Source organism: Burkholderia sp. 9779_493 (genome assembly GCF_015712215.1).
Classification (GTDB): Bacteria; Pseudomonadota; Gammaproteobacteria; order Burkholderiales; family Burkholderiaceae; genus Burkholderia; species Burkholderia cenocepacia.
The window spans coordinates 71043-96234 of the sequence record NZ_JACCQA010000028.1 but is presented as its reverse complement, the minus strand read 5'-3'; the positions used below and the strand labels follow the sequence as shown (position 1 = coordinate 96234).

17 protein-coding genes and 4 pseudogenes are annotated in these 25192 nt (G+C 64.3%); 12 read left to right on the top strand and 9 right to left on the bottom strand.

Going from position 1 to position 25192, the window contains the following annotated elements; genetic code table 11:
- The 4 genes from H0X95_RS25725 to H0X95_RS25710 all read left to right on the top strand — a co-directional run.
- Positions 1 to 2207 (top strand): Ig-like domain-containing protein (locus H0X95_RS25725; RefSeq protein WP_196446273.1); only part of this gene is annotated, 2207 nt, incomplete at its 5' end.
- Positions 2208 to 2351: 144 nt separating this feature from the next.
- Positions 2352 to 4151, top strand: a complete 1800-nt coding sequence (locus tag H0X95_RS25720) for a TolC family protein (protein ID WP_012493492.1) — start codon at positions 2352 to 2354, stop codon at positions 4149 to 4151.
- The gene (locus H0X95_RS25715) at positions 4144 to 6363 is read left to right on the top strand and encodes a type I secretion system permease/ATPase (RefSeq protein ID WP_196446272.1); all 2220 of its coding nucleotides are present in this window, start codon (positions 4144 to 4146) and stop codon (positions 6361 to 6363) included. The genes H0X95_RS25720 and H0X95_RS25715 overlap by 8 nt, the downstream gene beginning before the upstream one ends.
- Positions 6360 to 7532, top strand: a complete 1173-nt coding sequence (locus tag H0X95_RS25710; RefSeq protein ID WP_125331660.1) for an HlyD family efflux transporter periplasmic adaptor subunit — start codon at positions 6360 to 6362, stop codon at positions 7530 to 7532. Before H0X95_RS25715 ends, H0X95_RS25710 begins: the two co-directional genes overlap by 4 nt.
- Before the next feature lie 18 nt (positions 7533 to 7550).
- Here the strand turns inward: H0X95_RS25710 and H0X95_RS25705 are convergent.
- From H0X95_RS25705 to H0X95_RS36045, 5 genes and pseudogenes are all read right to left on the bottom strand, one after another.
- Positions 7551 to 8026: pseudogene (locus H0X95_RS25705) on the bottom strand (DUF488 domain-containing protein).
- Positions 8027 to 8108: 82 nt separating this feature from the next.
- Positions 8109 to 8216, bottom strand: a pseudogene (locus H0X95_RS36395) (LysR family transcriptional regulator); the annotation flags it as partial.
- A gap of 162 nt (positions 8217 to 8378) precedes the next feature.
- Positions 8379 to 9302: an SDR family oxidoreductase gene (locus tag H0X95_RS25695; protein WP_196446271.1), complete on the bottom strand. Its 924-nt coding sequence runs from the start codon at positions 9300 to 9302 to the stop codon at positions 8379 to 8381.
- Positions 9303 to 9380: 78 nt separating this feature from the next.
- Positions 9381 to 9587 (bottom strand): annotated as a pseudogene (locus H0X95_RS36050) (ankyrin repeat domain-containing protein); the annotation flags it as partial.
- Positions 9588 to 9589: 2 nt separating this feature from the next.
- A pseudogene (locus H0X95_RS36045) lies at positions 9590 to 9847 on the bottom strand (catalase); the annotation flags it as partial.
- Positions 9848 to 10230: 383 nt separating this feature from the next.
- Here H0X95_RS36045 and H0X95_RS25685 point away from each other — a divergent pair.
- Positions 10231 to 11037 carry a type 1 glutamine amidotransferase domain-containing protein gene (locus tag H0X95_RS25685; RefSeq protein ID WP_012493484.1) on the top strand — a complete coding sequence of 269 codons (807 nt, stop codon included), beginning with the start codon at positions 10231 to 10233 and terminating at the stop codon, positions 11035 to 11037.
- 150 nt (positions 11038 to 11187) lie between these two features.
- Positions 11188 to 12186 (top strand): alpha/beta fold hydrolase, encoded by a 999-nt coding sequence (locus H0X95_RS25680; protein ID WP_124675271.1) that lies wholly within the window; start codon positions 11188 to 11190, stop codon positions 12184 to 12186.
- A gap of 69 nt (positions 12187 to 12255) precedes the next feature.
- Here H0X95_RS25680 and H0X95_RS25675 read toward each other — a convergent pair whose 3' ends face one another.
- The 3 genes from H0X95_RS25675 to H0X95_RS25665 form a co-directional block, all read right to left on the bottom strand.
- Positions 12256 to 13287, bottom strand: a complete 1032-nt coding sequence (locus tag H0X95_RS25675; protein WP_330165502.1) for an NAD(P)H-quinone oxidoreductase — start codon at positions 13285 to 13287, stop codon at positions 12256 to 12258.
- Between the two features lie 232 nt (positions 13288 to 13519).
- Positions 13520 to 15730 (bottom strand): catalase/peroxidase HPI, encoded by a 2211-nt coding sequence (gene katG / locus H0X95_RS25670; protein ID WP_196446270.1) that lies wholly within the window; start codon positions 15728 to 15730, stop codon positions 13520 to 13522.
- A 194-nt stretch (positions 15731 to 15924) separates the two neighbouring features.
- Positions 15925 to 16755 (bottom strand): alpha/beta fold hydrolase, encoded by an 831-nt coding sequence (locus tag H0X95_RS25665; protein WP_012493481.1) that lies wholly within the window; start codon positions 16753 to 16755, stop codon positions 15925 to 15927.
- A gap of 338 nt (positions 16756 to 17093) precedes the next feature.
- Here H0X95_RS25665 and H0X95_RS25660 point away from each other — a divergent pair, with 338 nt between their 5' ends.
- The 3 genes from H0X95_RS25660 to H0X95_RS25650 all read left to right on the top strand — a co-directional run bounded on the left by H0X95_RS25660 (position 17094) and on the right by H0X95_RS25650 (position 19235).
- A complete protein-coding gene (locus tag H0X95_RS25660; protein ID WP_012493480.1) occupies positions 17094 to 17543 on the top strand; it encodes a MerR family transcriptional regulator in 450 nt (149 codons plus the stop codon).
- 313 nt (positions 17544 to 17856) lie between these two features.
- Positions 17857 to 18765, top strand: coding sequence for an acetoacetate decarboxylase family protein (locus H0X95_RS25655; protein ID WP_124675268.1), 909 nt, complete (start codon positions 17857 to 17859; stop codon positions 18763 to 18765).
- Positions 18762 to 19235 carry a MerR family transcriptional regulator gene (locus H0X95_RS25650; RefSeq protein WP_124675267.1) on the top strand — a complete coding sequence of 158 codons (474 nt, stop codon included), beginning with the start codon at positions 18762 to 18764 and terminating at the stop codon, positions 19233 to 19235. Before H0X95_RS25655 ends, H0X95_RS25650 begins: the two co-directional genes overlap by 4 nt.
- Before the next feature lie 36 nt (positions 19236 to 19271).
- Here H0X95_RS25650 and H0X95_RS25645 read toward each other — a convergent pair whose 3' ends face one another.
- Positions 19272 to 19955, bottom strand: a complete 684-nt coding sequence (locus H0X95_RS25645) for a type 1 glutamine amidotransferase domain-containing protein (RefSeq protein ID WP_006490335.1) — start codon at positions 19953 to 19955, stop codon at positions 19272 to 19274.
- 633 nt (positions 19956 to 20588) lie between these two features.
- Between H0X95_RS25645 and H0X95_RS25640 the strand changes: the two genes are divergently transcribed.
- From H0X95_RS25640 to H0X95_RS25630, 3 genes are all read left to right on the top strand, one after another.
- On the top strand, positions 20589 to 21056 hold the full coding sequence (locus tag H0X95_RS25640) for a (2Fe-2S)-binding protein (RefSeq protein ID WP_048989390.1): 468 nt from the start codon (positions 20589 to 20591) through the stop codon (positions 21054 to 21056).
- Complete coding sequence (locus H0X95_RS25635) at positions 21053 to 23350, top strand: xanthine dehydrogenase family protein molybdopterin-binding subunit (protein ID WP_196446269.1); 2298 nt, start codon at positions 21053 to 21055, stop codon at positions 23348 to 23350. Before H0X95_RS25640 ends, H0X95_RS25635 begins: the two co-directional genes overlap by 4 nt.
- A 545-nt stretch (positions 23351 to 23895) precedes the next feature.
- The gene (locus H0X95_RS25630; protein ID WP_125331662.1) at positions 23896 to 25185 is read left to right on the top strand and encodes an NAD(P)/FAD-dependent oxidoreductase; all 1290 of its coding nucleotides are present in this window, start codon (positions 23896 to 23898) and stop codon (positions 25183 to 25185) included.
- Positions 25186 to 25192: the final 7 nt, after the last annotated feature.

The following is a 25192-nucleotide window of genomic DNA, read 5'->3' as shown; positions in this document are numbered from 1 at the left end:
GCTCTGTTGTTGGTGCGATCATTTCCGGAGGCAGTACTGATGACGCGACGCCGACATTGAGCGGTACAGCGGAAGCAGGCAGCACGGTGAGCGTGTATGACGGCACGACGTTGCTGGGCACGACGACAGCAGACCCGTCCGGAAACTGGACGTTCACGCCGACCACGGGTTTGGGAGAGGGCGCGCACTCGATTACGGTGACTGCCACGGACACGGCCGGCAACGTGAGCCCCCCGAGCACGGCCTTCAACCTGACGATCGATACGACGGCTCCTGCATTACCGACTGTGAACGCGACCGATGGTACGTCGCTGTCGGGTACGGCGGAAGCGGGCGCGACGGTCAATATCGATACGAACGGTGACGGCACGCCGGACGCCACCGTGACGGCCGACCCGAGTGGCGCGTGGACGTACACGCCGTCGACCCCGCTGCCGATCGGCACGGTGATCGGCGTGACCGCCACGGACGCGGCTGGCAACACCGGCCCGTCCGCGTCGGTAACGGTTTCAGACCTGACGGCGCCGGCCGCGCCGATCATCGGCACCGTGACCGACGACGTTGGCTCGATCGTTGGCCTGCTGACGACTGGCGCGACGACGGACGACACGACCCCGACGCTTGCCGGTACGGCGGAAGCAGGCAGCACGGTGAGCGTCTATGACGGCACGACGTTGTTGGGTACGACGACAGCGGACCCATCCGGAAACTGGACGTTCACGCCGGCCACAGGCTTGGGTGAAGGCGCGCATTCGATCACGGTGACTGCCACGGACACGGCCGGCAACGTGAGCCCCCCGAGCGCGGCATTCGCGATCACGGTCGATACGACCGCACCGACTGCGACGGCCACGCTGACGACCCTGACCGACAACACCGGCGTGCCCAACGACTGGATCACCGGCGACACGACCCCGACCCTGAGCGGCACGCTGAATGCTGCGCTCGGTGCGGGCGAGGTCGTCCAGGTCAGCCTCGACGGCGGCGCCCACTGGACCAACGCGACCGTCAACGGCACGAACTGGACCTGGTACACGCCGGGCGTGTTGTCCGCGGCGAACTACACGGCGACGGTGCGCGTGGTCGATGCCGCCGGCAACCTCGGCCCGACGACGTCGCAGCTTTTCACGATCGATCCGAATGTCGCACCGGTCGTATCGGCGCAGGCGTCGGGGAACCTGCTCGGGATCATCGGCGCGAACCTGCTCAACCTGATCGATTTCAGCACGCAGCAGGCGTTCTCCGCATCGGACTACAACAACAACCTCGATCACGTGACGCTGCACTACGGCGGATTGCTCGGCCTCGGCGCGCTGCAATTCAACGCGAACCAGGCGCTGGCGAACGAACTGGGGCTGCACTTCAACGTCGTCAACAACCCCGGGATCCTCGGCATCATCGGGCCGTCGTCCGACCTGACGATCACGGCGACCGACGGCGGCCCGATCGACAACCTGAGGCTCAACGAGTTTCTCGGTTCGATCACGCTGAACGGCGGGCTGATCAGCATCAGCGCGCTCGACAGCGTGACGATCTCCGCGACCGACAAGACAGGGCTGTCCGCATCGGCCACCGCCGGTCAGTTGCTGAACGCGAGCCTGCTCGGCTCGACGCAGTCGGCGTCGATCATCGAGGGGACGTCGGGCAGCGACACCGTCACGGGCACGTCCGGCAACGACCGACTGTACGGCTATGGCGGCGACGACGTGCTGAACGGCGGCGACGGCAATGACCTGCTGCGCGGCGGCGCCGGCAACGACACGCTGAACGGTGGCAACGGCAACGATATCCTGATCGGCGGCGCAGGTAACGACACGCTGACGGGCGGCGCCGGCACCGACGTGTTCCTGTGGGAAGTCGTCGGCGCGGACAACACCGGCGGCAACGGCCACGACGTCATCACCGACTTCCAGCTGGCAAGCGGCCCCACCGATACGAGCGGCGACAAGATCGATCTGTCGAAGCTGCTGGTCGGCTACACGGCCGACGCGGACGGGCCCGCGCACTACGTGGACGGCGTGCCCACGATCGATGCGGGCGACACGATCGGGCAGTTCCTGTCGGTGACGAACGTCGGCGCCGATACGGTGATCAGCATCGACCGCGACGGCGCCGGGACGGCGTTCGGTTCCGAAACCCTCGTCACGCTGAACAACGTGACGACCAACCTGGAGAGCCTGCTCGCGAACCACCAGATCATCGTCTGACCGCAGCGCCCCGGGGAGGCCGGCCTGCCTCCCCGACACGGCAGGCCCGTTCGCATCGCGACGCGGGCCCGCCCGACGCATATCCGTTCCCGCGTCATGCGCGGGGCCAGCTTTGCCGGACGGCTCGCCGCCGGCGTCCCGATGATGCTCAAGACAACCGCTTGCTCCAGATTCACAGTGCGTCGCGCCGCTCGCGCGGCGCGTGCCGTTTTTCATCCAGGCCATGTGTTGTTCGCGATCGCGCTGTTCGATACCGCCTCGGTGGCGTTCGCGTCATCGTCGTCGCCGCTGCCGAGCGGCCGACTGACCGATTCGTTCGAGACCGCGGTCCGCGTGCCGGCTCCTGCGGCCCAGGCTGCCGCGGCATCTCCCCCGCGTTCGTTGCCGCCGGGGTCTCCCCGGGGTGCCGCTCCGGCGATGCACACCGCGATGGCGCCGTCGTTCGTGCCGTTGCCGGCCGGCATGCCCGCCGCCGCCGCTGCCGCCCCGCGCCGGCACCTGGCGCCGCCATTGCCGCCTGCGGACCCGGCACGGCGCATCGTCCTCGCGAACCTGTCCCGTGCGATGGCGCCGGGCGACCTGCCATCACCGGTGCCGTTGCCGCACGACGGGGTGACGACGATCACGCCGGATCTGCCGGACGCATTCGACACGCCCGCCGCCGCGCACGCAGCGGATCCCGAGGATGCAGAGGATTCCGCCGGCGCATCGGGCGAAACGCTGCGCATCGCGCTCGATCGCCTGACGCTGCGCGACGCGGTCGGCGTCGCGATCGCGCGCCATCCGGACATCGGTCGCGCGCATGCGGAAGTGGCGCAAAGCCTGTCGGAGGTCGAGGTCGCGAAAGCGGCCTGGTACCCGAAGATCGACTATGGCGTGCGCCCCGGCTATGGCGGCAGTTTCGGCAGCAACGGCAACCGCACCGGCACGCGCGCCTCGATCGGCGTGTCGCAGTTGCTGTACGACTTCGGCCGTACGTCGGGCCGGATTTCCGCGGCGGACTCGACGCGCAGCCAGAAGCAGTACCAGCTGGCCGACACGATCGAGACGGTCGCGTATCAGACGGCGTCGACGTTCATCGAACTGGCCGCGAGCCAGGACGTCGTCGCCGCCGCGCGGCGCCAGGTCGCCGCGCTGAGCGACACGCGCACGAAGATTCTCGATCGCGTGCGGGCCGGACTGTCGGTTTCGTCGGACCGCAATCTGGTCGAACTGGCGATCCTGCATGCACAGGCGGAAGTGCTGAAGGCCAACACGCGCTTCGACGTCGCCGCCGCGAAGCTCACCGAACTGATCGGCGCCCGCCCGCGGCGCGTGGCGCCCCTCGGCGGCACGGTCGATTTCGTCGGCGATCTCGGCCACGCCGGCGGCGACATCGAACGCACGCCGTCGGTGCTTGCCGCGGCGGCGGCCGTCGATGCGGCCGATGCGCGCGTGCGGGTCGCGCAGGCGGAACGCTTTCCGTCGATCGGTATCGGCGCGAGCCGTTCGATATCGAGCGGCCGCCCGAACGCGACCAACGACACATGGATCGGTTTCGCGGTGAGCGGCAACTACTCGCTCGGCGGCCTGGCGAAACACCAGATCGCGGCCGCCGAAGCCGAACTGCGCGCGAACCGCGAAAGCCTCGAGAACCGGCGGCTCGTCACGCGCAGCGCGCTCAAGTCGGCGGAAATCGAAGCGTCCGGCGCGGCCGCGCGCCTGAACAGCTACGAGAAAGTGACCGCGCTGTCGCGCGCGTCGCGCGACCTGTACTGGCAGGAATACATCCTGAACAAGCGTACGTTGACCGACGTCGTGAATCCGGAGCGCGACATCTTCGAATCGGAAGTCGAGGCGATCAACGCACTGGCCGACGGCGCGATCGCGCGCATCAAGGCATACGTGGCAGTCGGCAAATTCGTCGAATTGCTGCGCGAACACGAGGGGAGTCGTCATGAATGATGCGTTTCGCGCCGGGCGCGATGCCGGCGCCGATATCGCGCGCTGGACCGACCCGCTGATTTTCGCGGCACGGCATCTCGGTCTCGCCGTTTCGCCCGAGCAGGTCCGTGGCGCGGCGTCGTGGGCGAGCGTCGCGGAGCCGGACGCCGCCGTCATCGAAGTCGCCGCGTCCGCGGGCCTGGCCGCGCAGTTCGTCGCGTTGCCGCCGGCACGGCTCACGCCGGCGATGCTGCCGGCGCTCGCCGTGTTCGACGATGCGCATGTCGGCGTGATCGTATCGGTCGCGGCGGAGCGTGCGGTCGTCCAGTTCGTCTTCGACGGCAAGCCGGTCGAACGCGCGATCGATCTGGGCGCGCCGGCGCCGGCGTGGCCGGCCCGCATGTTGATCGTCCACGAGCGGGTCGCGCGGCGTGACGAACGCGTCGACGGCTACCTGTCCGCCAAACCCGACACCTGGCTGCACGATCTGTTCTCGGCGCAATGGAAGGTATTGCTCGATCTCGGCGCCGGCTCGCTGTTCGGCAATCTGCTCGCGATCGCGACGTCGCTGTTCGCGATGCAGGTGTGGGATCGTGTGGTCCCGGCGCGGGCGACGCACACGCTGTGGGTGCTGGCTTCAGGCGTCGTGCTCGCGCTCGCGCTGGAACTGCTGCTGCGTACCGCGCGCGTATCGATCGCCGATCATTTCGGCAAGCAGGCGGATCTCAAGCTGTCCGCGATGTTCTTCGCGCGCGTGCTCGACATCCGCAACGACGCGCGGCCGCGCTCGCCGGGCACGCTGGTCGCCCAGCTTCGCGACCTCGAACAGCTGCGCGAGCTGCTGACGTCGAGCACGATGGGCGTGCTGATCGACATCCCGTTCGTCATCACGTTCCTGTTCATCATCTGGCTGCTCGGCGGGCCGCTCGCGTTCGTGCCGCTCGCGGCGATCCCGCTGCTGATCCTGCCGGGCGTGCTCGCGCAAATCCCGCTGGCGAAGCTGTCGAACCAGGGGCTCGAGGAATCGGCGCTGCGCAACGCGATCCTGATGGAGGCCATCTATCGCGCGGAGGACATCAAGGCGTTGCAGGCGGAGCCGCGATTCCGGCAGCTGTGGGCGCAGACGAATCGCGTGAATGCCGATATCGGCTTGCAACAACGCCGGCTGGCCGGTCTGCTGGTCAATCTCGCGCAGACGGTGCAGCAGCTTGCGTATGCCGGCGTACTGGTCGCCGGCGTGTACGGCATCCTGGACGCGAGCCTGTCGTTCGGCGCCGTGCTGGCCTGTTCCATCCTGACGAGCCGCACGATCGCCCCGCTGGGCCAGATTCCCGCCGTGCTGTCGCGCATCCAGAACGTACGCGCGGGCAAGAAGGGGCTCGACAACCTGCTCGCGCTGCCGGTCGATCATGATCCGGCGGTCGATGCGTATCACAAGCCGGCGCTCGTCGGCCGATATCGCTTCGAGCAGGTCGGATACAGCTTCGATCCGCAGGCAAAGCCGGTGCTCGGTATTCCGAATCTGTCGATCGAGCCGGGCGAGCGGATCGCGATTCTCGGCCGGGTCGGTGCGGGCAAATCGACGCTGCTGCGGCTGCTCGGCGGACTCGCGACGCCGGTGCAGGGGCGCATCCTGTTCAACGACACGCCACTGCCGCTGATCGACGTCGCTGACGTCCGTCGCGACGTCGGGATGCTGCTGCAGGAATCGAGTCTCTTCTACGGCACGCTGCGAGAGAACCTGCTGATCGCGAATCCGCTCGCTACCGACGATGCGATGCTCGCGGCGATGAAGGTCGCCTGCGCGGACCAGTTGCTGTTGCGGCAGCCGCACGGCCTCGACCTGAAACTGCGCGAAAGCGGCCTCGGCCTGTCCGGCGGCCAGAAGCAGGCGCTGATGCTGGCCCGCGTGATTCTGCGCGCGCCGAACGTGTTGCTGCTCGACGAGCCGACCGCCTCGCTCGACGAGGCGACCGAGCGCGCGATCGTCGAGCGCCTGCGGCAGTGGCTCGGCCATCGCACGTTGATCGTCGCGACGCATCGTTATCCGGTGCTGTCGATCGTCGATCGCATCATCGTGCTCGATGGCGGGCGCGTGGTGCGTGACGGTCCGAAAGACGAGGTGCTGGCAGCGTTGCGCGGCGCCGGCACGCCGGAGCCGGCGGCGGCTTCGCGCGCGCCGGCTGGCGAGTCGAGCCCGTTGCCGGCGCAGATGGCGGGAGAGGCACGATGAGCGATTTTCCGTGGTCGGCGCATCGCGCACGCGAAGCGGCACCCGCCCGGCGGATGCTGTGGCTGATCGTTGCTGCGCTGGCGATCTTCCTCGTGTGGTCCGCGTTCGCGAACCTCGACGAAGTCGCGGTCGGCGAAGCCAAGGTCACGCCGGCATCGAAAGGGCAGGTCATCCAGAGTCTCGAAGGCGGCATCCTGCTGGAACTGGCGGTGCGCGAAGGCGATGTCGTCGACGCGGGCCAGCGGCTCGCAACGCTCGATCCGGTGCTCGCGCGCTCGTCGATGGAGGAAACGCTGGAACGGATCACCGCATTGCAGGGGCGTGCCGCGCGGCTGTATGCGGAGATGAACGACCTGACCGGCATTGAATTCCCGGCGGAACTGGCGAACGAGAAGGCCGTGACCGGGCGTGAGCGTCAGCTGTTCGTCGCAAACCGGCGCGCGTTTCGCGAGAACGTCGCCAACCTGCGCGAACAGTTGCGGCTCGCCGAGGACGAGCTCCGGATTGCGTTGCCGCTGTTGAAAACCGGCGCGACCAACGAGGTCGAGGTGCTCCGGTTGCGTCAGAAGGCCGCCGAATTCTCGACGAAGCTCGCAGCGGCGCAGAGCGAATACTACGTCGCGCTGAAAGCCGACTATTCGAAGACGATGGCCGATCTCGAACCGCTGCTCAAGGTTCGCGAAGGGCGTGCCGATCAATTGCGGCGAACCGTGATTCGCGCGCCGGCGCGCGGCATCGTGAAGGACATCCGGGTGTCGACGGTCGGCGGGGTGATTCCGCCGGGCGGCATGCTGATGGAGATCGTGCCGCTCGACGACCAGTTGTTGATCGAGGCGCGCCTCAGCCCGCGCGACATCGCATTCATTCATCCGGGGCAGGAGGCGACCGTGAAGATCACGGCGTTCGAGTCGTCGATCTACGGGTCGCTGCCGGCGAAGGTCGAGCGGATTTCGCCCGACACGATCGAAGACCAGGTCGACCGGCGCGTGTATTACTACCGCGTCTACGTGCTCACGCAGCACGCGTATCTGGAAACCCGCGACGGCAAGCGGCATCCGATCCTGCCGGGCATGGTCGCCACCGCGGAGATCCGCACCGGGCGCCGCACCGTGTTCGACTACCTGGTCAAGCCGCTGAACCGCGCAGCCGAGGCGTTGCGCGAACGCTAACGCGCCGGCGCGGCACGATCATGGGTGCGACGCCGAGTCGCTGCGTTCGGCATCCGGATACACGATCGTGCCGTCGTCCCGGATCACGGCGCCGGCCGTGAGCCGCGCGGGCTCCACGCGGTTGCGGCCCATGATGTGCAGCACCGTTTCGCCGCGCGCGATCAGGTAGTCGGACACGATGCGCCGGTGGCAGCGCCACCACACGGCTTCCGAACACATGATCGCGCAGCGCTGCTCGTGCCCCTGCGCGATCAGCCGGTCGAGGCCCGCATGAAACGCCGGCGACAGCGCATAGTCCGCGTAGCGGTGAAAGCTGCGGTTGGTCCAGAAACCGTTGACGTCGTCGGGTACGCCGCGCGACTTGCCGCGCAGGCCGCCGAGCTCGGCGATGTGTTCGTACGCGATGTCGGCGGCGGCGAGCGCGTCATCTTGCGGATGTCCGCGAGCAGCGTGATCTCGACCGCATCGAGCAGGTCGACGAATGCGTCGAGCATGCGGTTCGAATGGCCCGGCCGGTAGCCCGGCGCGCTTTCGCGTCATGCACGCGAACTCGTCGCGAAACAACAGCGCGTGGTTTGTGACCGGCATGAGCGACGGAAGGTTGCCGATAGCGAGATCGATCTGCCCAAGTCGCAGTTTCTCCTCGACCTCGCGCAGCGGCACTTGCTCGGCCGCTAGCCGCACCTCCGGTGCAACGCGTTGCAATTTCTCGCAAATGCGCGGCAAGAAAACGTGTTCCCCAATTTGAAGCGGGTGTGACGCTGCCCCACGACTAAGCCCGGGGAGCCCGCCAAGCCTGCTGGATCGCGCAACGAGGGGAAGACGGTGTCCGCGCGCCCCAAACGTTTAGAATTCCCGTCGAATCAGTTCAAGGCCCTGACGGTAAGTTGTCACCTCAAACTCGGGGAATCGGCGCTTGAACTTCGTGGAATCGAAGAGATTGTCCTGCTCGTAGCGAGGTAGAAGCTCCCTGATCTCACGTACCTGCGGGGAGAAGAGGCCCGCGACCCAAAACGCCCCTTTCCCGATGATCGAATAGGCGGGCGGTCGTCCAAACGCGGCGCTGGCCATGTCGACGAACTCCCGGTAGGTCGGCCGGTCGTCGCAGCACGGCAGATGCCAGGTCTGCCCGAACGCGTCCGGCGAGTTGCCGAGCGTCGCGAGCGCACGGCTCGCGTCGGGCGTCCAGATAAGAGTGCGCCGCGTGTCGTCACGCAACGGCACCTTCGGCTTCTTGCCTTCCTTCAGCTTGTCGATGACCAACGCATTCGTGAAGCTCTGCGTCTTGCCGGGGCCATAGAACTCGGGTGCCCGGCCGATCAGCACCGGGATGTCGCCACGCGCCATCTCTTCGAGCACCATCGACGCCATTGCCGCGCGCACCTTGCCCTTGCGGCCTACCGGCGCGAACTGTGTCGCCTCGGTCTGCAGCCGGTTGTTCTGCGGGTACATGTAGGTGTTGTCGAAATAGGCGAATCGAGCACCTTCCGCGCGGCACGCATCCAGCGCGTTCTTCAACATCACCGGAAACTGCGTTTCCCACAGCTCCGTGTCCGGGGGCAGGCCCGCCGTGAAGTAGACGATGTCACTGCCTTTCACCGCCTGGGCGGTCTGTCGCGCATCAAGCAGATTGGCCGACACCAAGCTATCGGTGTCGTTGACCTTGCGCGGATTGCGGCTGACGAGGCGGATTTCGCCGGTGTTGAGGCGGCGCAATTCCCGCGCCAGTTCCGTGGCGATCTGACCGTTCGCTCCCAGTATCGTTTGCATGTCGGATACCTTCGTGACCTTGTGTCGAATGACGAGGGACACTAGGCTAACCTTGAAGGCAAGTTCAAAGTCAAGCGGTTACGGAAACGATCGCAACGTTACATCCGCACTCGGTGCGGAGCCAACCTTTTCGAGCGCGGCAACCGCGGCGTCGTTGCCTTGCAGGATCGCGTTCTGTAGCGCGGTACGACCGAGCGCATCGACGTGATCCGAGTTCGCGCCATGTGCGACGAGTCCCGGCAGCAGGTCGAGGCGGCCGAACAGCGCGGCGAACGACAGCGCTGTTCTGACTTGTCACGCGGGTTCTGCGCGAGTTCGTTCAGCGTTGACGACTCGTAGTTCACTTCGCCGTTGCGGTCGCCGAAGTTCAGCGCACCGTCCTGGTTGTTGTTCGTGACGCGCACGCGCGGACGGTTGATCGACGACTGATTGAAGTTCGCGCCGAGGCGGTACATCTGCGTATCGGTGTGCGAGAACATCCGACCCTGCAGCATCCGGTCTTCCGACGGCTCGATGCCCGGCACCATCCGCGACGGGGAAAAGGCATTCCTCGTTCGCCCCGGAAATATATTTAGGCAAACAAAATAAATAGAAGTTACGTCGGTGAGGCACCTGCCTGCATCAGCTAACGCGATCCACGGCCATGGATGCTCAGTCGGTTCGAGGCCGGGTTGGTGCGGGCATGCGACCGGATCGGTGACACGACAACGTCGTATCGATCGGTGGCGATGCTGATTCTCGAGACGGACGCCGCCGAGCGCCACGGCATCCGGACGCGTGGCGGTGTGGCGATGGCGCGCCGTGATCACTTGACATTCAACTTAACTTCAATCCTAGGATTTCGTCTGCATCCTTTCACGTCGTTGCTTCAGTGCGGTGCGATCGAGTCATGACCCGAAGTCGCGCCGACTTATATGAGGAATCGAGAATGTTCAAGCGTTGGCTTTTGAGGCATTGGCTCCTGGCCATCATGATTTCCGTGCTGACGGGCGGATACGCGTATGCAGCCGACGTTGCGCGGAACGAGGGCGTGCCACAGCTGAACGGCAAGGTTCTGGTCGTGATGACCAATCACTCGAAGTATCCGTCTCGATCGGATACGACCGGCCTCTGGTTCACCGAGTTGACGCATTTCTATGACGTCGCCCAGGCAGCCGGGCTGCAAATGGATTTTGCGAGTCCGGCGGGGGGTGAAGTCCCGATCGACGAGCGCAGCCTGAAGTCTTTCTACCTGGATGATTCGGCACGCGCACATTTGGCCGATCCTGCTTTCATGGCGCGATTGAAGGCGACTTTGCCGGCCGCGGCCGTCGATCCCGCCGACTACAAGGCGATCTACTTCACTGGCGGGCACGGTACGTTGTGGGACTTTCCCGACAACGCGGCGCTGAAGGCCGTCAGCGAGCAGATTTATCGTCAGGGGGGTGTCGTCTCGGCCGTTTGCCATGGCGTATCCGCGTTGTTGCCGCTCCAGGACGCCGAAGGCAAGTCTCTCCTCGCGGGCGTGCCGGTGACGGGCTTCTCCGACATGGAGGAGACGCTGTCCGGCATGAAGTCACAGGTTCCGCTCTTCTTGCAGGATGCACTTGTGAGCCGTGGTGCGCGCTACAAGAAGGCGTTTCTTCCCTTTACATCCTATGTCGTCAGTGACGACCGGATCATCACCGGGCAAAACCCGCAATCGAGCAAGGAAATTGCCGAGGCGGTCGTCAAGCGGCTCAGGGAAACGAATTGACTGGCTGCCGATGCCGGCAGAGCAAGTAGCAGGAAACGGGGCGCGTGGTCATCGAGTTTGCGCAACGGGGGTACCGGGAGCGTGATCGTACGCGGTTCGGGTATCGGGTGGTCAGGTGTAGCCGCTTTTCGATTACCAAAGGAGGCTGTCATGAGCGGTAAGGATGAAGTCGACGTCATCAGCAAATCTCGTCGCGAACTGATGATCGGAGCGGGTGCAGTAGCGGCTGCCTCGATGGCGCTGCCCTTGTTTTCTTCGAGTGGCACGGCCGGTGCCGCATCAGCCAAGCATCCGATTTATCCGTCGGCAGGAGAGGCTGACCGTGGTAACAAGATCGTGACGAAGGACGGCGTCGAGATCTTCTACAAGGATTGGGGCAAAGGCCAGCCGATCGTCTTCAGTCACGGTTGGCCGCTGTCGGCGGATGACTGGGACGCTCAAATGCTGTTCTTCGTCGAGCATGGTTATCGCGTCATCGCCCATGATCGTCGTGGGCATGGGCGATCCACGCAAACAGCCGACGGCAATGACATGAATCACTACGCTGCCGATCTCGCGGCCCTGACCGAGGCGCTCGATATCAGGAATGCCGTCCACATCGGGCACTCGACCGGGGGCGGGGAAGTTGCTGCCTACGTAGCGCGTCATGGCATGAAGCGGACTTCAAAGATCGTTCTGGTCAGCGCAGTGCCACCGGTCATGGTGAAGAGCGAGCGCAACCCCGGCGGAACGCCGATTGAAGTCTTCGACGGCTTCAGGAAGCAGCTTGCCGCCAACCGGGCGCAGTTCTACCTCGACGTGCCGTCGGGACCGTTTTACGGCTTCAACCGGGCGGGCGCGAAGGTGTCCGAAGGCGTCATCCGCAATTGGTGGCGTCAGGGCATGATGGGTGGAATCAAGGCTCAATACGATTGCATCAAGGCCTTCTCGGAAACGGATTTCACCGAAGACTTGAAGAAAATCACGCAACCGGCGCTGGTCCTGCATGGTGACGACGACCAGGTCGTGCCATACAAGGATGCCGGCGTGCTGTCCGCAAAGCTGCTCAAGAACGCGACGTTGAGAATCTATCCGGGCTACCCGCACGGGATGCTGACGACCAATGCGGATGTCATCAACGCGGACATTCTGAAGTTCATCAAGAGCTAAAGGTCAAGGCGGCCTCTCCAGCAAGAGGCCGCCTGTTTCCGATACCGCGCCGATCTGTCGATCGGGGGCTCACTCTGCCGGGAGCGCGTCGGTGACGAGAACGATCTTGCCAATGTGCACGCCGGAATCGATCAACTCGTGAGCCCCGCGCGCGTCCTTCAACGGGAAGGTCTTGTAAACCTGGGGTTTGACCATTCCCGCCTGGATCAACGGCCAGACATGCATCTCCAGTTCACGAATAATTTCCGCTTTCTCGTTGGGTGTTCGGGAGCGCAGCGTCGAACCGATATGCGTCAGGCGTTTCGTCATCATCGGCCACAGATCGAGGTCTTTGGCGGGGCCTTTCAATACACTCACCTGCAGGATGCGGCCGTTCATTGCAGCGACCGTGTAGTTACGTGCGACGTAATCCCCGGCGATGATGTCGAGAATGACGTCGACACCGTTCCCATTCGTGAACTCGCTGACCTTTTCGACGAAATCCTCGCCCCGGTAATTGATCGCGTGATTGGCCCCAAGACGCAGGCTGGCCTCGCGATGAACCTCCGATCCGACGGTGGTCATGACCTTCGACGCACCGAATGCTTTGGCCAGCATTGTCGCCGTGGTGCCGATACCTGAAGCGCCGCCATGGATGAGAACCGACTCGCCGGCTTGTAGTTTGCCGCGCTGAAACAGATTGAGCCAGACCGTCATGAACGTCTCCGGCATTGCCGCGGCTTCGACGACACCAAGTCCCTTCGGGAGCGTCATGGTGACCCGGTGATCGGCCACTGCATATTCGGCATAACCACCACCGGTAACGAGCGCGCACACGACATCGCCGCGCTTGAAGCGCTTCACTGCGCTCCCCACGTCGATGACCTCGCCCGCGATCTCGAGGCCCGGGATGTCCGATGCGCCCGGTGGCGGATTGTAGAAGCCCTTGCGCTGGAAGACATCGGGACCGTTGACGCCAGCGGCGTGAACGCGGATCAGGACCTGTTCGTCGGTGGGGCGCGGCACCGGACGTCGGGCTGGAACGAGTACGTCGGGACCGCCGGGATGGACGATTTCGATCGCGGTCATTTCGGTAGGAGGTGTGAAAGCGTCAGCAGGCATTGCGTTTCTCGGATAGATTTGGAGTGACGACTGCGTGCCGGCCCGACTCCGGGCCGGAAGCAGTAGTACGATTCGGAACAGCGGCATTGTCGCGTCGTACCTCCGCGTACGAGCTTCACGGCCCGGCACTTGCCATGTCGGGCCGAACAGCGATAGTCATCGCCACCGGATGCGAGCGGACAGGGCCGGTTCCCCCGGCAGCCCGCTCGCATCGATGTACCACCGCTTTTTGTCAGGCGAGATCGAATCGATCGAGATTCATCACCTTGACCCAGGCCGCCACGAAGTCACGAATGAACTTCGCCTCGCCGTCTGCACTCGCATAGACTTCGGACAATGCCCGCAGCACGGCATTCGAACCAAACACCAGATCCACGCGCGTACCGGTCCACTTCAGCTCACCGGTCCGACGGTCACGTCCTTCATAGGTGTCTTCGCCGGCGATCGGCTTCCATTCGGTCGCCATGTCGAGCAGGTTGCGGAAGAAATCGACGGTCAGCGTTTCGGGCTGGTCGGTAAAAACGCCGTGTTTTTCGTCGCCGGTTTGGACGTTCAACACGCGGAATCCGCCGACGAGCGCCGTCATCTGTGGGGCGGTCAGCGTCAACAGTTGCGCCTTGTCGATCAGCAGCGCTTCGGCCGGCACCGCGAATTTGCCCTTGACGAAATTACGGAAACCGTCTGCGACCGGTTCGAGCACCGCGAAGGAGTGCGCGTCGGTCTGTTCCTGAGAGGCGTCCATCCGGCCGGGCGCGAACGGCACAACCACGTCGTGGCCAGCGCGCTTCGCCGCCTGCTCGATGCCGGCGCCGCCGGCCAGTACGATCAGATCGGCCAGCGAAATCTTCTTGCCGCCAGGCTGCGTGCTGTTGAACTCGCCCTGAATGCGCTCGAGAACTTTCAGAACCTTGGCCAATCGTGCGGGCTCGTTGACGGCCCAGTCCTTCTGCGGCGCGAGGCGGATACGCGCGCCGTTGGCGCCGCCGCGCTTGTCCGAGCCGCGGAATGTCGATGCCGACGCCCATGCGGTGGACACGAGCTCGGCCACGGAAAGCCCCGAGGCAAGGATCGTCTCCTTGAGCGAGGCAACGTCCGTGTCGTCGACGAGCACATGATCGACCGCAGGAATCGGGTCCTGCCAGATCAGCTCTTCGGTCGGCACGTCCGGCCCGAGGTAGCGGGCGCGCGGTCCCATGTCGCGGTGCGTGAGCTTGAACCACGCGCGCGCGAACGCGTCGGCGAACACGTCGGGGTTGTCCATGAAATGACGCGAGATCTTCTCGTAGACGGGGTCGAAGCGCAGCGAGAGATCGGTGGTCAGCATGGTGGGCAGCAGCTTTTTCGACGGATCGTGTGCATGCGGGATCGTCGGTTCGGCGTTTTTCGCCACCCACTGGTGAGCGCCTGCGGGGCTCTTCGTGAGTTCCCATTCGTATCCGAACAGGTTCTTGAAAAAGCCCATGCCCCATTGAGTCGGCGTGTCGCTCCACGTGACTTCGAGGCCGCTCGTGATCGTGTCCGCGCCTTTGCCGGTGCCAAAGCTGTTCTTCCAGCCAAGCCCTTGCTGCTCGAGACCGGCAGCCTCGGGTTCCAGACCGACGTTGTCGGCCGGACCCGCGCCGTGCGTCTTGCCGAAGGCATGACCACCGGCAATCAGCGCCACGGTTTCTTCGTCGTTCATCGCCATGCGTCCGAAGACCTCCCGGATGTCGTACGCTGCCGCGACGGGATCGGGATTGCCGTCCGGACCTTCCGGATTCACGTAGATGAGGCCCATCTGTACCGCGGCAAGCGGATTTTCGAGGTTGCGCCCGGCGTTGCCACCGTGTTGCGATTCGCAGGCGCCGCCCTTGCCGTAGCGCAGGTCGCCGCCAAGCCAGGTCGTCTCGCTGCCCCAGTAGACGTCGCGATCCGGCTCCCACGTGTCCTCGCGGCCACCGGCGTAGCCGAAGGTCTTGAATCCCATCGTGGTAAGCGCAACGTCACCCGTGAGAATCAGCAGATCGGCCCACGAGATCTTCTGACCGTACTTCTGCTTGATCGGCCACAGCAGGCGGCGAGCTTTGTCGAGACTCACGTTGTCCGGCCAGCTGTTGAGCGGCGCGAAGCGCTGCTGGCCGCGCCCGGCGCCGCCGCGCCCGTCGCCCATGCGATAGGTGCCGGCACTGTGCCAGGCCATCCGTACGAATAACGGACCGTAGTGGCCGAAGTCCGCCGGCCACCAGTCCTGGGAGTCGGTCATCAGGGCAGCCAGATCTTTCCTGAGCGCGTCGAGGTCGAGGCTGTTGAAGGCTTCGGCATAGTTGAAGCCAGGGTCGAGCGGGTCGGTTTTACTCGAGTGCTGGCTGAGCAGATCCAGGCGCAATTCGTTTGGCCACCAATCGCGATTGGTCGTGCCGCCGCCGTTGGCATGGTTGAATGGGCACTGCCCTTCGTTCGACATAAGCACCTCTGTATGAGGACGTGTGGGTGTATCGCTATGCACGGAGCGGTCGCCGGGAGCAATGCTCCCGCGTGCTGTGAGCCGCGCGAACGGACACTTGAATAATGTGTGAGTGTTTCTCGGGGAGGCAGTGTGCTTTCCCGGAAGGAGGCAGGCGGATGCCGGGCATGTTTCTTTTCCGGCACCCGTCGCGATTACCCTCGCAGGAACGCGAGCAGATCGGCGTTGATCGTGTCGGCGTTGGACGTAGGCATGCCGTGCGGGAAGCCCTTGTAGGTCTTCAGCGTGCTGTTCCGAGCGAGCTTCGCCGACAGCAAGCCGGAATCGGCATAGGGGACGATCTGATCGTCATCACCATGCATCACGAGCACGGGAATCGTGGTGCTCTTCAGGTCCTCGGTAAAGTCGGTCTGCGAGAACGCGACGATGCCGTCGTAATGCGCCTTGGCGCTGCCCATCATGCCTTGGCGCCACCAGTTCCAGATCACGCCTTGCGACGGTTTCGCGCCGGCACGGTTGTAGCCGTAGAACGGGCCGGCCGGAACGTCGTAATAAAACTGAGCACGGTTCGCGGCCAGTTGCGCCTGCAGGTTATCGAACACGTCCTTCGGCAGGCCGCCCGGGTTCTTGTCTGTCTTGACCATCAGCGGCGGCACAGCGCTGATCAGCACGGCCTTCGAGACGCGATCTTCGCCATGACGGGCGACGTAGTGGATGACTTCGCCACCGCCGGTGGAGTGGCCGACATGAACGGCGCCTTGCACGCCGAGATGGTTCACGACAGCGGCGACGTCGTCCGCGTAATGATCCATGTCATGACCGTCCCACACCTGGCTGGAGCGTCCGTGACCGCGGCGGTCATGCGCGATGACCCGGTACCCGTGCGACAGGAAAAAGAGCATCTGGGCATCCCAGTCGTCCGCGCTGAGCGGCCAACCGTGATGGAAGAAGATGACCTGCGCGTCGCGCGGACCCCAGTCCTTGTAGAAGATCTGAACGCCATCCTTTGTTGTGACGTATCCCATGATCAGCACTCCTTTTCGATATTCAAGTTGACAACCAGTGACGTGTACGGCGATCGTTGCTGCTTGGTAGCGGGCGACTCCTTTTGTGACGGTGACTGACGAAACGGCAACGTGACGATGGCGCTGGGATCCAGTCACTCTGCCGGCGACGCGCAGGCCGACATCACCATTTGCGGCCTGGGTGAGACAATGCGCTCCGTTTGTTGAGACAATTCGAAATACTCGGTAGGCCGCGAGGCGGTCGCTTGCCCCCGAGTCAGTCGGGCTTCACCATGTAGTCGCCGGTCAACTTTAGGATTAAAGTCAACGTTAATGTCAATAGTTTTTTGGGGTGTGGCGTGAAAATCGGAGAGTTGGCGAAGCGCAGTGGTCTGACGGCCTCACGTATTCGTTTCTACGAGGCAGAGGGATTGATCAGGGTGGTGGAGCGCCAAGCGAATGGCTATCGGGAGTATCCCCCGGAGGCGGAAATTCTCCTGGGGTTGATCTCGATCGCGCAGCAGGCGGGGTTTACGCTCGAGCAGATTCGACAACTGCTACCGGTCGGCCCGGGCGCATGGGATCATCGCGCATTGCTCGATGCACTCAAGCAGAAGGTGGAGGAGATCGATGGCATCCGCAAGCGTCTCGACCATACCCGGGCCCAACTTGTCGTCGCGATCGCGAGTATCGAGGACAGGCCGGACGGAATTGAATGTGTCGACAACAAGAAGCGCGTGCTGGACCGTCTCCGCGAAGCAGGAATTACGCCTGATTTAGGCAAGCCCGACGGTTCCACCACCGGCTGATCCCCACACCTGCCGAGCAAGCGCGCCGTGCGGCGAGCGCCTTGCCTTCCAGAGCGCCGACTGGGATATCCGTTCCGGATCCGTCAGTGACTGACCAAACGCCGCAGCCGGAGGTCCCCGTCGTCCGTTCGGTTCGGGATTCGCATAAGCCAGCGGCTGCGGCGTAGACCAAGCATATCGATTCATTCCGATTCGTTGCGAAGTACTTGACCTTAAAGTCATATTCAATCTTAGAGTGATTGTTGCCGGCTGTTAATCGGTATGCCTCTTCAGGCTCGCCTGCCGGTTCAATCACCGAGAAAGGTCAACGAATATGGATAAGCGGTTCATTCAGGTCGAGTTTGGCGAGCACAAGGTCGAGGTGCCTGCCGGCGGCTACTATGACCGTTACCGGATGAACCCGGATCTCGACGAGGTGGCGAGAGACCCTGCCGCAGGAAACATCGATTTTTTTCGCAGGATCCCGAAGCGGCTCGTCACATCCACGGTTGGTCCGACGTGGGCGCCGAACTTCTACTACCGCTCAAGTAACGTTCAGCTGCTGTTCCTGGCGCCTGCCGATCGATTGCGTGCAATGTTGCCGACGCCTCTCGAGCCACTGCGCGCCTATCCGGGCCATGGACTCGTGGCGTTGACCTTCTTCTCGTATTCCGTTTGCGATAACGATCCCTACGACGAAGTTTCCGTAGCGGTGGTGATCCGCCGGCCGGGGGCGCGGGGGCCCCATGCGCCGGAACTGCTCGCTTCCATGCGACGCCGCAGCTTCCACGCGCATGTTCTTGCGCTGCCGGTGACCACGGAAATCGCGCGGGTGCGCGGACTGTATGGATATCAGTTGCCAAAATGGCGCACGGAAATCGGCGTGCACATCGGCGCCGACGTAAAAGCCAGCATCGCCGGTCCCGGCGGCAAGCCGGACCTGACCTTGCGTGCGCCGCTTCCCGAGTTGCGCAATGTCCCGTCGCAGTCGCATATGGCGACGGCAACCATGATCAACCGGATCGATGGCGAGTGGCACCAGACACTGGTGCAGACCAACATGCTGTCGTTCGCGCAGCGACTCTTTCCGCGCGACGTCGAACTGTCGCGGCACGGCGGGCCGTTGAGTCAGCTGCTTGACGGACTCGGAGCGTCCACCGTGCTTCGTATGGACGTCGTCAAGGACGCGCAACTGGTCCTGAACATGCCCACCCGTCTGGGCACTTTCGCACCCAAGACATGAAGATAGGGGATCTGGCGGAGCGTACTGGCCTGACGCCGTCGCGCATCCGCTTCTATGAACGCATCGGCCTGTTGATGGCCGTCGAGCGGCAACCCAACGGCTATCGGATCTATTCGCCGGACGCTGTGGTCGTGCTCGGTCTGGTCACGGCAGCACAAAAGGCCGGCTTCAGCCTGGACGAGATCCGCATGTTGTTGCCGCCCGACCTCGTGCAGTGGCAGCGCGGTGCGCTGCTCGAGGCGCTCCGTCATAAGGTGCGGGATATCGAGACCATGCAGGTGAAGCTGGCGCAGAACAAGGTGCATCTCGTGTCGTTGATGGCCGAGATCGAGGCCAAGCCCGACGAGATCGATTGCAGCGCCAATGCAACGCGCCTGTTGTCGCAGATGCAGTCGAGGGAACTGGACGGTGCGGCCCGAACGAAGGGCGCCGGCAAGGCCGGACGCCGCCGACCGTCCGGAAAAGGCTAGGCGAGGATGTCCGCTGGCGTCCCGGGCTGCCTGCCGTTACAGGAGAGCCGCGACCTGCTCGGCCGTTGCTTTTGCCGATTGGGGATTCTGCCCTGTTACCAAGCGGCCATCTGTAACGACTTTCGACGTGAACGGCAGCAACGCTTTTTCGTAAAGTGCACCGCGCCTCACCATCTCTTCCTCGGCGTTGTAGGGCACTTTCTTCGCGACGCCCGCAAGCACCTCCTCCACCCACGAGTAGCCGGTGAGGCGGCGGCCGGCGACGAGCAGTGTGCCGTTGGCGAGTCTCGTATTCAGCAAGCCGCAGTAGCCATGGCATACGGACGACACGATACCGCCGCGCTCGTAGATGTCTCGCGTGAGCCGTTGAAGTCCGGCATCGTCGGGAAAGTCCCACATGACGGCGTGCCCGCCCGTGAAATAGATCGCATCGAAATCCGCCGGATCGATCTGATCGGGGCTTGCCGTCGTCGCCAAAAGCTTCTGGCGGTCCTTGTCGTTCAGCCACTCCTTTACCGAGGCGTCGGCGAGCGGCCATTTCAGCGAGCGAGGTTCCAGCGGGGACTCGCCACCCCTGGGGCTGACGAGACGCTGGTCGTACCCGTGTTCGGCGAAGACGTGCCACGCATGGGTCAGTTCCGACAACCACAGGCCGGTCGGCTCGGATTGATCCGCGTAGTTGGCGACATTGCTGACAACGTGAAGTATGCGTTTGGTCATGGTGAGTCTCCCCTTCATCGGTCACAGGCGATAGCCGCGGACATGTCGCCCTTTGCCTGATGCCACAAGCGTGACCATGGGCTCGAAGCGCATGCCATGGCAAACCATAACCTTCAAGTTAAGTCTATGGTCAAGCTTTTTTTGCGTTCCTTCTGAGCAGTGCTTCGCGCTGACCACATCATTCGGCGGTATCGATGCAAGCATGTGACTCTCACGTGCACGTTATCGGTCGAGGGCGAGCTGAGGAGTCCAGGGAGCTTCGTTCCGCGACGTCACACCAGGTCGTTCATCACGGACGAAATGACGATGAACGCACCGATGAAGGCGATCATGCGTAGGCGCCGACGCGGAAGTGCGATTCAGATAGCGTCGGTGCAAACTGCAATGCGGTCGATGGACGGGCACTGGACGGCAACAGTCGCCTTCCGGAGTACGCGGTGCCCGCCTGGGTCTGCCGTTATCAGGAGCCGCAGTCTGCTCGGCTGGCGTCCTTGTGGATTGCGTATTCTGGCCGGTCACCGTGCGACCAACCAAAAGTTATTTGCGTCCGGGCGCTTGACATTAAAGTTTGGTTTGACCTTAAGGTGCGGGTAGTAGGCTGGGCCATTGTGATACGAGGCAAGGAAGCGATACATGGATCTTGACGTCAACCACCAACGGGTCAACGTCGACTGCGACCCGGCTACCCCGTTGCTGTGGGTTCTGCGTGACCACCTGAACCTGACGGGCACGAAATTCGGCTGCGGCGTCGCTGCCTGCGGCGCGTGTACCGTGCATCTGGATGGTACGGCGGTACGATCTTGTGTCCTGCCCGTGGCAGCGGTCGCCGGCAAGCGTATCACCACGATCGAAGGGCTGGCGGAATCGCCGGAGAAACGCCATGCGTTACAGCAGGCGTGGGTCGACGAACAGGTACCTCAGTGCGGCTATTGCCAGTCCGGCATGCTGATGGCGGCGGCAGATCTGTTGACGAGACAGCCCGATCCGAGTGACGCCGATATCGACACTGCGATCACCAACCTGTGCCGTTGCGGGACCTATCCGCGCGTGCGCATAGCGATCAAGCGTGCGGCGAAAGTGCTGCGGGACGGCCACGCATGAGCGCCGACACCAGGATTGCACGCCCTGGGCGGCGCCGATTTCTGCTGGGGGCGGTTGGCCTTGGCGGTGCGCTGGTGGTGGGCTGGGGCGTGATGCCTCCACGCAGCCGGCTCGGTGATCCCGCGGTGTTTCCCGAAACGTCCGGTCAGATTGCCCTGAATGGCTGGATCAAGATCACCTCGGAAGGCAATGCGATCCTGGCCATGCCGCGTGTCGAGATGGGGCAGGGAATCCACACTGGGCTGTCGATGTTGGCCGCGGAGGAACTGGATATTCCGCTGACGCGGGTGAGCATCGAGTCATCGCCGATCGAACGCATCTACGGTAATGTCGTCGCAATGGGCGACAGCTCGCTGCCGCTGCATCCGGACGACGCGGACAAGCTCTGGGCGCGCGCACTGCATTGGATCATGGCCAAGAGCGCGCGCGAAATCGGTCTCATCATCACCGGCGGCAGCAGCAGCATGGCCGACGGGCGGCAACCCGTGCGCGAGGCCGCCGCAACCGCGCGCGCCACGCTGGTGGAGGCAGCCGCGCGCGAATGGGGCGTGCAGTCGACGCTGGTGACGGTGCGGGAAGGGCAACTCATCGGGCCGGGCGGAAAGCAGATGCCTTTCAGCGCGGTCGCGCAGAAGGCACGCGAGATTGCTCCGCCGTCCAATGTCACGCTCAAGCCCGCTTCGCAATATCAACTGGTGGGCAAGCCTGCGCCGCGCAACGACATCGCCGCCAAGACCGATGGCAGCGCGCGCTTCGCCATCGACGTGAGGCCGCCCGGCATGCTGTATGCCGCTGTCGTTATGTGCCCGGTATTGGGCGGCAAGCTCAAGACCTTCAACGCGAAAGCGGCCCTTGTGATGCCCGGCGTGCGGTATGTCGTGCCGTTCGACGGCTCGACGGGCGGCGCTCCGGGCGTCGCCGTGGTGGCAGACCATTACTGGCAGGCACGCCAAGCCCTTGGGGCACTCGAACCCGAGTGGGACAATGGCCCACATGCCACCCTGGATTCGGCTGACATCCATCAACAACTCGTCGGCGCGCTGAACAGCGACAAGGGGAGCTTCACCTACCGTTCGACGGGTGATGGGCTGAAGGCCTTTGAGAATGCACAGGGTGCGACCATTGTCGAGGCCGAATACAGTGCGCCGTATCTTGCGCATGCCACGATGGAGCCTATCAACTGCACGGCGCAGGTGACCAAGAATCGAGTGCAGCTTTGGGCACCCACGCAGGTCGCCACGCTGGCCCAACTGGTCGCAGCCCGCGCGGCAGGCGTGAGCCGCGACCAGGTACACATCGAAATCCCGCTCATCGGAGGCGGCTTCGGGCGACGGTTGGAGTCGGACTTTGTCGGGCAGGCGGTGACGATCGCCGCCAGGACGGAAGGCCGCCCGGTGCAGGTGATCTGGTCGCGCGAAGATGACATCAAGCACGACTTCTACCGCCCCCAGGCCATCGCACGGCTGAAGGCTCGCGTCGAGAACGGCAGGGTGACGGCCATCGCCTCGCGCAGTGCGGGCCAGTCGATCCTGGCAGGCGAGTTGGAGCGCCTGTTCGGTGCGCCGTCGCTCGACATTGACCGCTATACGGCCGAAGGTTTGTTCGACCAACCGTATGAGATCGAGCACGAACACATTGCGCATCTGGTGGTCGACTTACCGGTACCCATCGGGTTCTGGCGCAGCGTCGGCCACTCGTACACGGGGTTCTTCCTCGAAAGTTTCCTGAACGATGTGGCTGCCGCCGCCAAGCTCGATCCGCTGGCGATGCGGCGAGACTTGCTCAAAGCGCATCCGCGTGAGCGGAAGGTGCTCGACATCGCGGCGCAGACGGCAGGCTGGGGCCAGCCGCTCGCGCCCGCCGCCGATGGCGCACCGCGTGCGCGCGGGCTGGCGCTGCACAACGCATTCGGCTCCGTGGTGGCACAGGTGGTGGAGGTGTCGCTCAAGGATGGCAAGCCACGTGTGCATCGCGTCGTCTGCGTGGCGGACTGTGGAACGGTGGTCAACCCCGGCATCGTCGCGCAGCAGATGGAAGGCGGGATCATCTTCGGGCTGAGCGCTGCGTTGTACGGCCAGATTCAGATCAAGGACGGACGGGTCATTCAATCCAACTTCCCCGACTATCCGGTCTTGAAGATGGCGGAGGCGCCAGCGATCGAAATCCACGTCGTGCCGAGCACGGCCGAACCGACCGGGGTCGGTGAAATTGCCGTGCCTCCGGTCGCGCCAGCCGTGGCGCACGCCGTCGCGCAACTCACCGGCAAGTCGGTGCGGCAGTTGCCGATGGTGTAGGTCAGAAATTCGCGAGGCAAGGCACTGTGGAGGTTTTGGGCAAGCTCGAAGAACGTCGAGCTTGCCGAAGCAGTCTGCTAACCACGGGTGTCTGAGTGAGTTTTCAACGTGGTTCGCCGCTGATTGAAGGCCTAGGACGCTACACACGAAGCTCGCGGCATTAACGGACCCACGGGGAATCGCAACTGCGTTACGTCGGGCTGTCGAGAGCAAAGCAACTGTTGCATCTTATCGGTGATGAAGATGTCGCGTCTTTCTTCATACCTGCCACGACCTGGTCTCCTAGGTTGCAGCGCCCATGCCGGCGTGCCGGCATGCTCTCCTGGTCTCGATGACAACGTCATGCCGGAATTTTCCACTTCCAAACGGGACAGTCTTGTGGACCCAGGCTAGGGTCGGTTTCAACTTGAACGAAAAAATTCCAAGTTGGACGCATCTCGACAGTCGGGTCGGACTAATAGACCGTCGGTCTCACGCTTGCTCTCGTGAAATTGTCATGCTAGTTTTTCATGAAATTTCTAGGCGTAATTTTCACGGGAGTCCGCATGTTCGTGCAGTCCGACCGTCACGTCGCAAGCTACTACGCGGGCACCTACCCGGCGCCGATCCCGCATCGTCCGATGCTGGACGAACGCGTCGACGCCGACGTGCTGGTCGTTGGCGCGGGTTTCAGCGGGCTGCATACGGCGCTGCGGCTCGCGCTTGCCGGCAAGCGCGTCGTCATGCTGGAAGCGAGCCGCGTCGCGTGGGCCGCATCGGGCCGCAACGGCGGACAGGCGCTGCTCGGCTGGTCGTGCGACATGCAGCCCCTCGAGGATGCGCTCGGCCGCGACGGCGCGCGGCTGCTGTGGAACAGCATGCGCTGGGCGGCGGCCGAGGTGCGCGAACTGCCGGCGCGGCACGGGTTCGACATCGACTACCGGCCCGGCAGCCTGTGGGCCGCGGTGCGGCCGCGGCGCGTCGCGATGCTGGCGCAGGCGCGCGACGAGGCGGCCGAGCGCTGGGGCTACGATCGGTTGCGCGTGATCGGGCGCGACGAGATGCCTGAATGGATCGGCGGCACGCGCTATCTGGCCGCGCTTCACGATCCGGAGGCCGGCCACCTGAACCCGCTGAAGCTCGCGCTCGGCCTCGCGCAGACGATCGAGCGCGCGGGTGGCCGCATCTTCGAACAGAGCCGCGTGCTCGACTGCCGCGAGACGGCCGGCGGCCACGTCGCCCGCACGACGCGTGGCGAAGTGCGCGCGGACGTGCTGGTGCTCGCCTGCAATGCGTACGTCGACCGCCTCGACCGCGATCTCGCGCGCCGGCTGCTGCCGGTCGGCACGTATCAGGTCGCAACGGCGCCGCTCGCACCCGACGTCGCGCGTGCGCTGCTGCCGCGCAACAGTTGCGTGATCGACAACCAGTTCGTGCCCGACTACTTCCGCCTGAGCCCCGACAACCGGCTGCTGTTCGGCGGCGGCTGCACGTATCTCGGCGGCATCCCGGCCGATATCGCGGCGGCGACGCGCCCGCACCTCGAGCGCGTGTTTCCGCACCTGGCCGGCGTGCCGCTCGACTACGCGTGGGGCGGTCACATCGACATCAGCATGCGCCGCACGCCGGACATCGGCCGCCACGGGCAGCGCTTCTGGCTGCAGGGTTTTTCGGGGCACGGCGTGCTGCCGACGCTCGCCGGCGCGCGCGCGGTGGCCGACGCCGTGCTCGGCGACACCCGTCTGCTCGCGCAGTACCAGCGCATCCGCAACCCGCGCTTTCCCGGCGGCGGCCGGCTGGCCGCGCCGCTCGAAGCGATCGGCAAGGCCTGGTACCGTTTGCGCGATACCGTTTGATTGCACC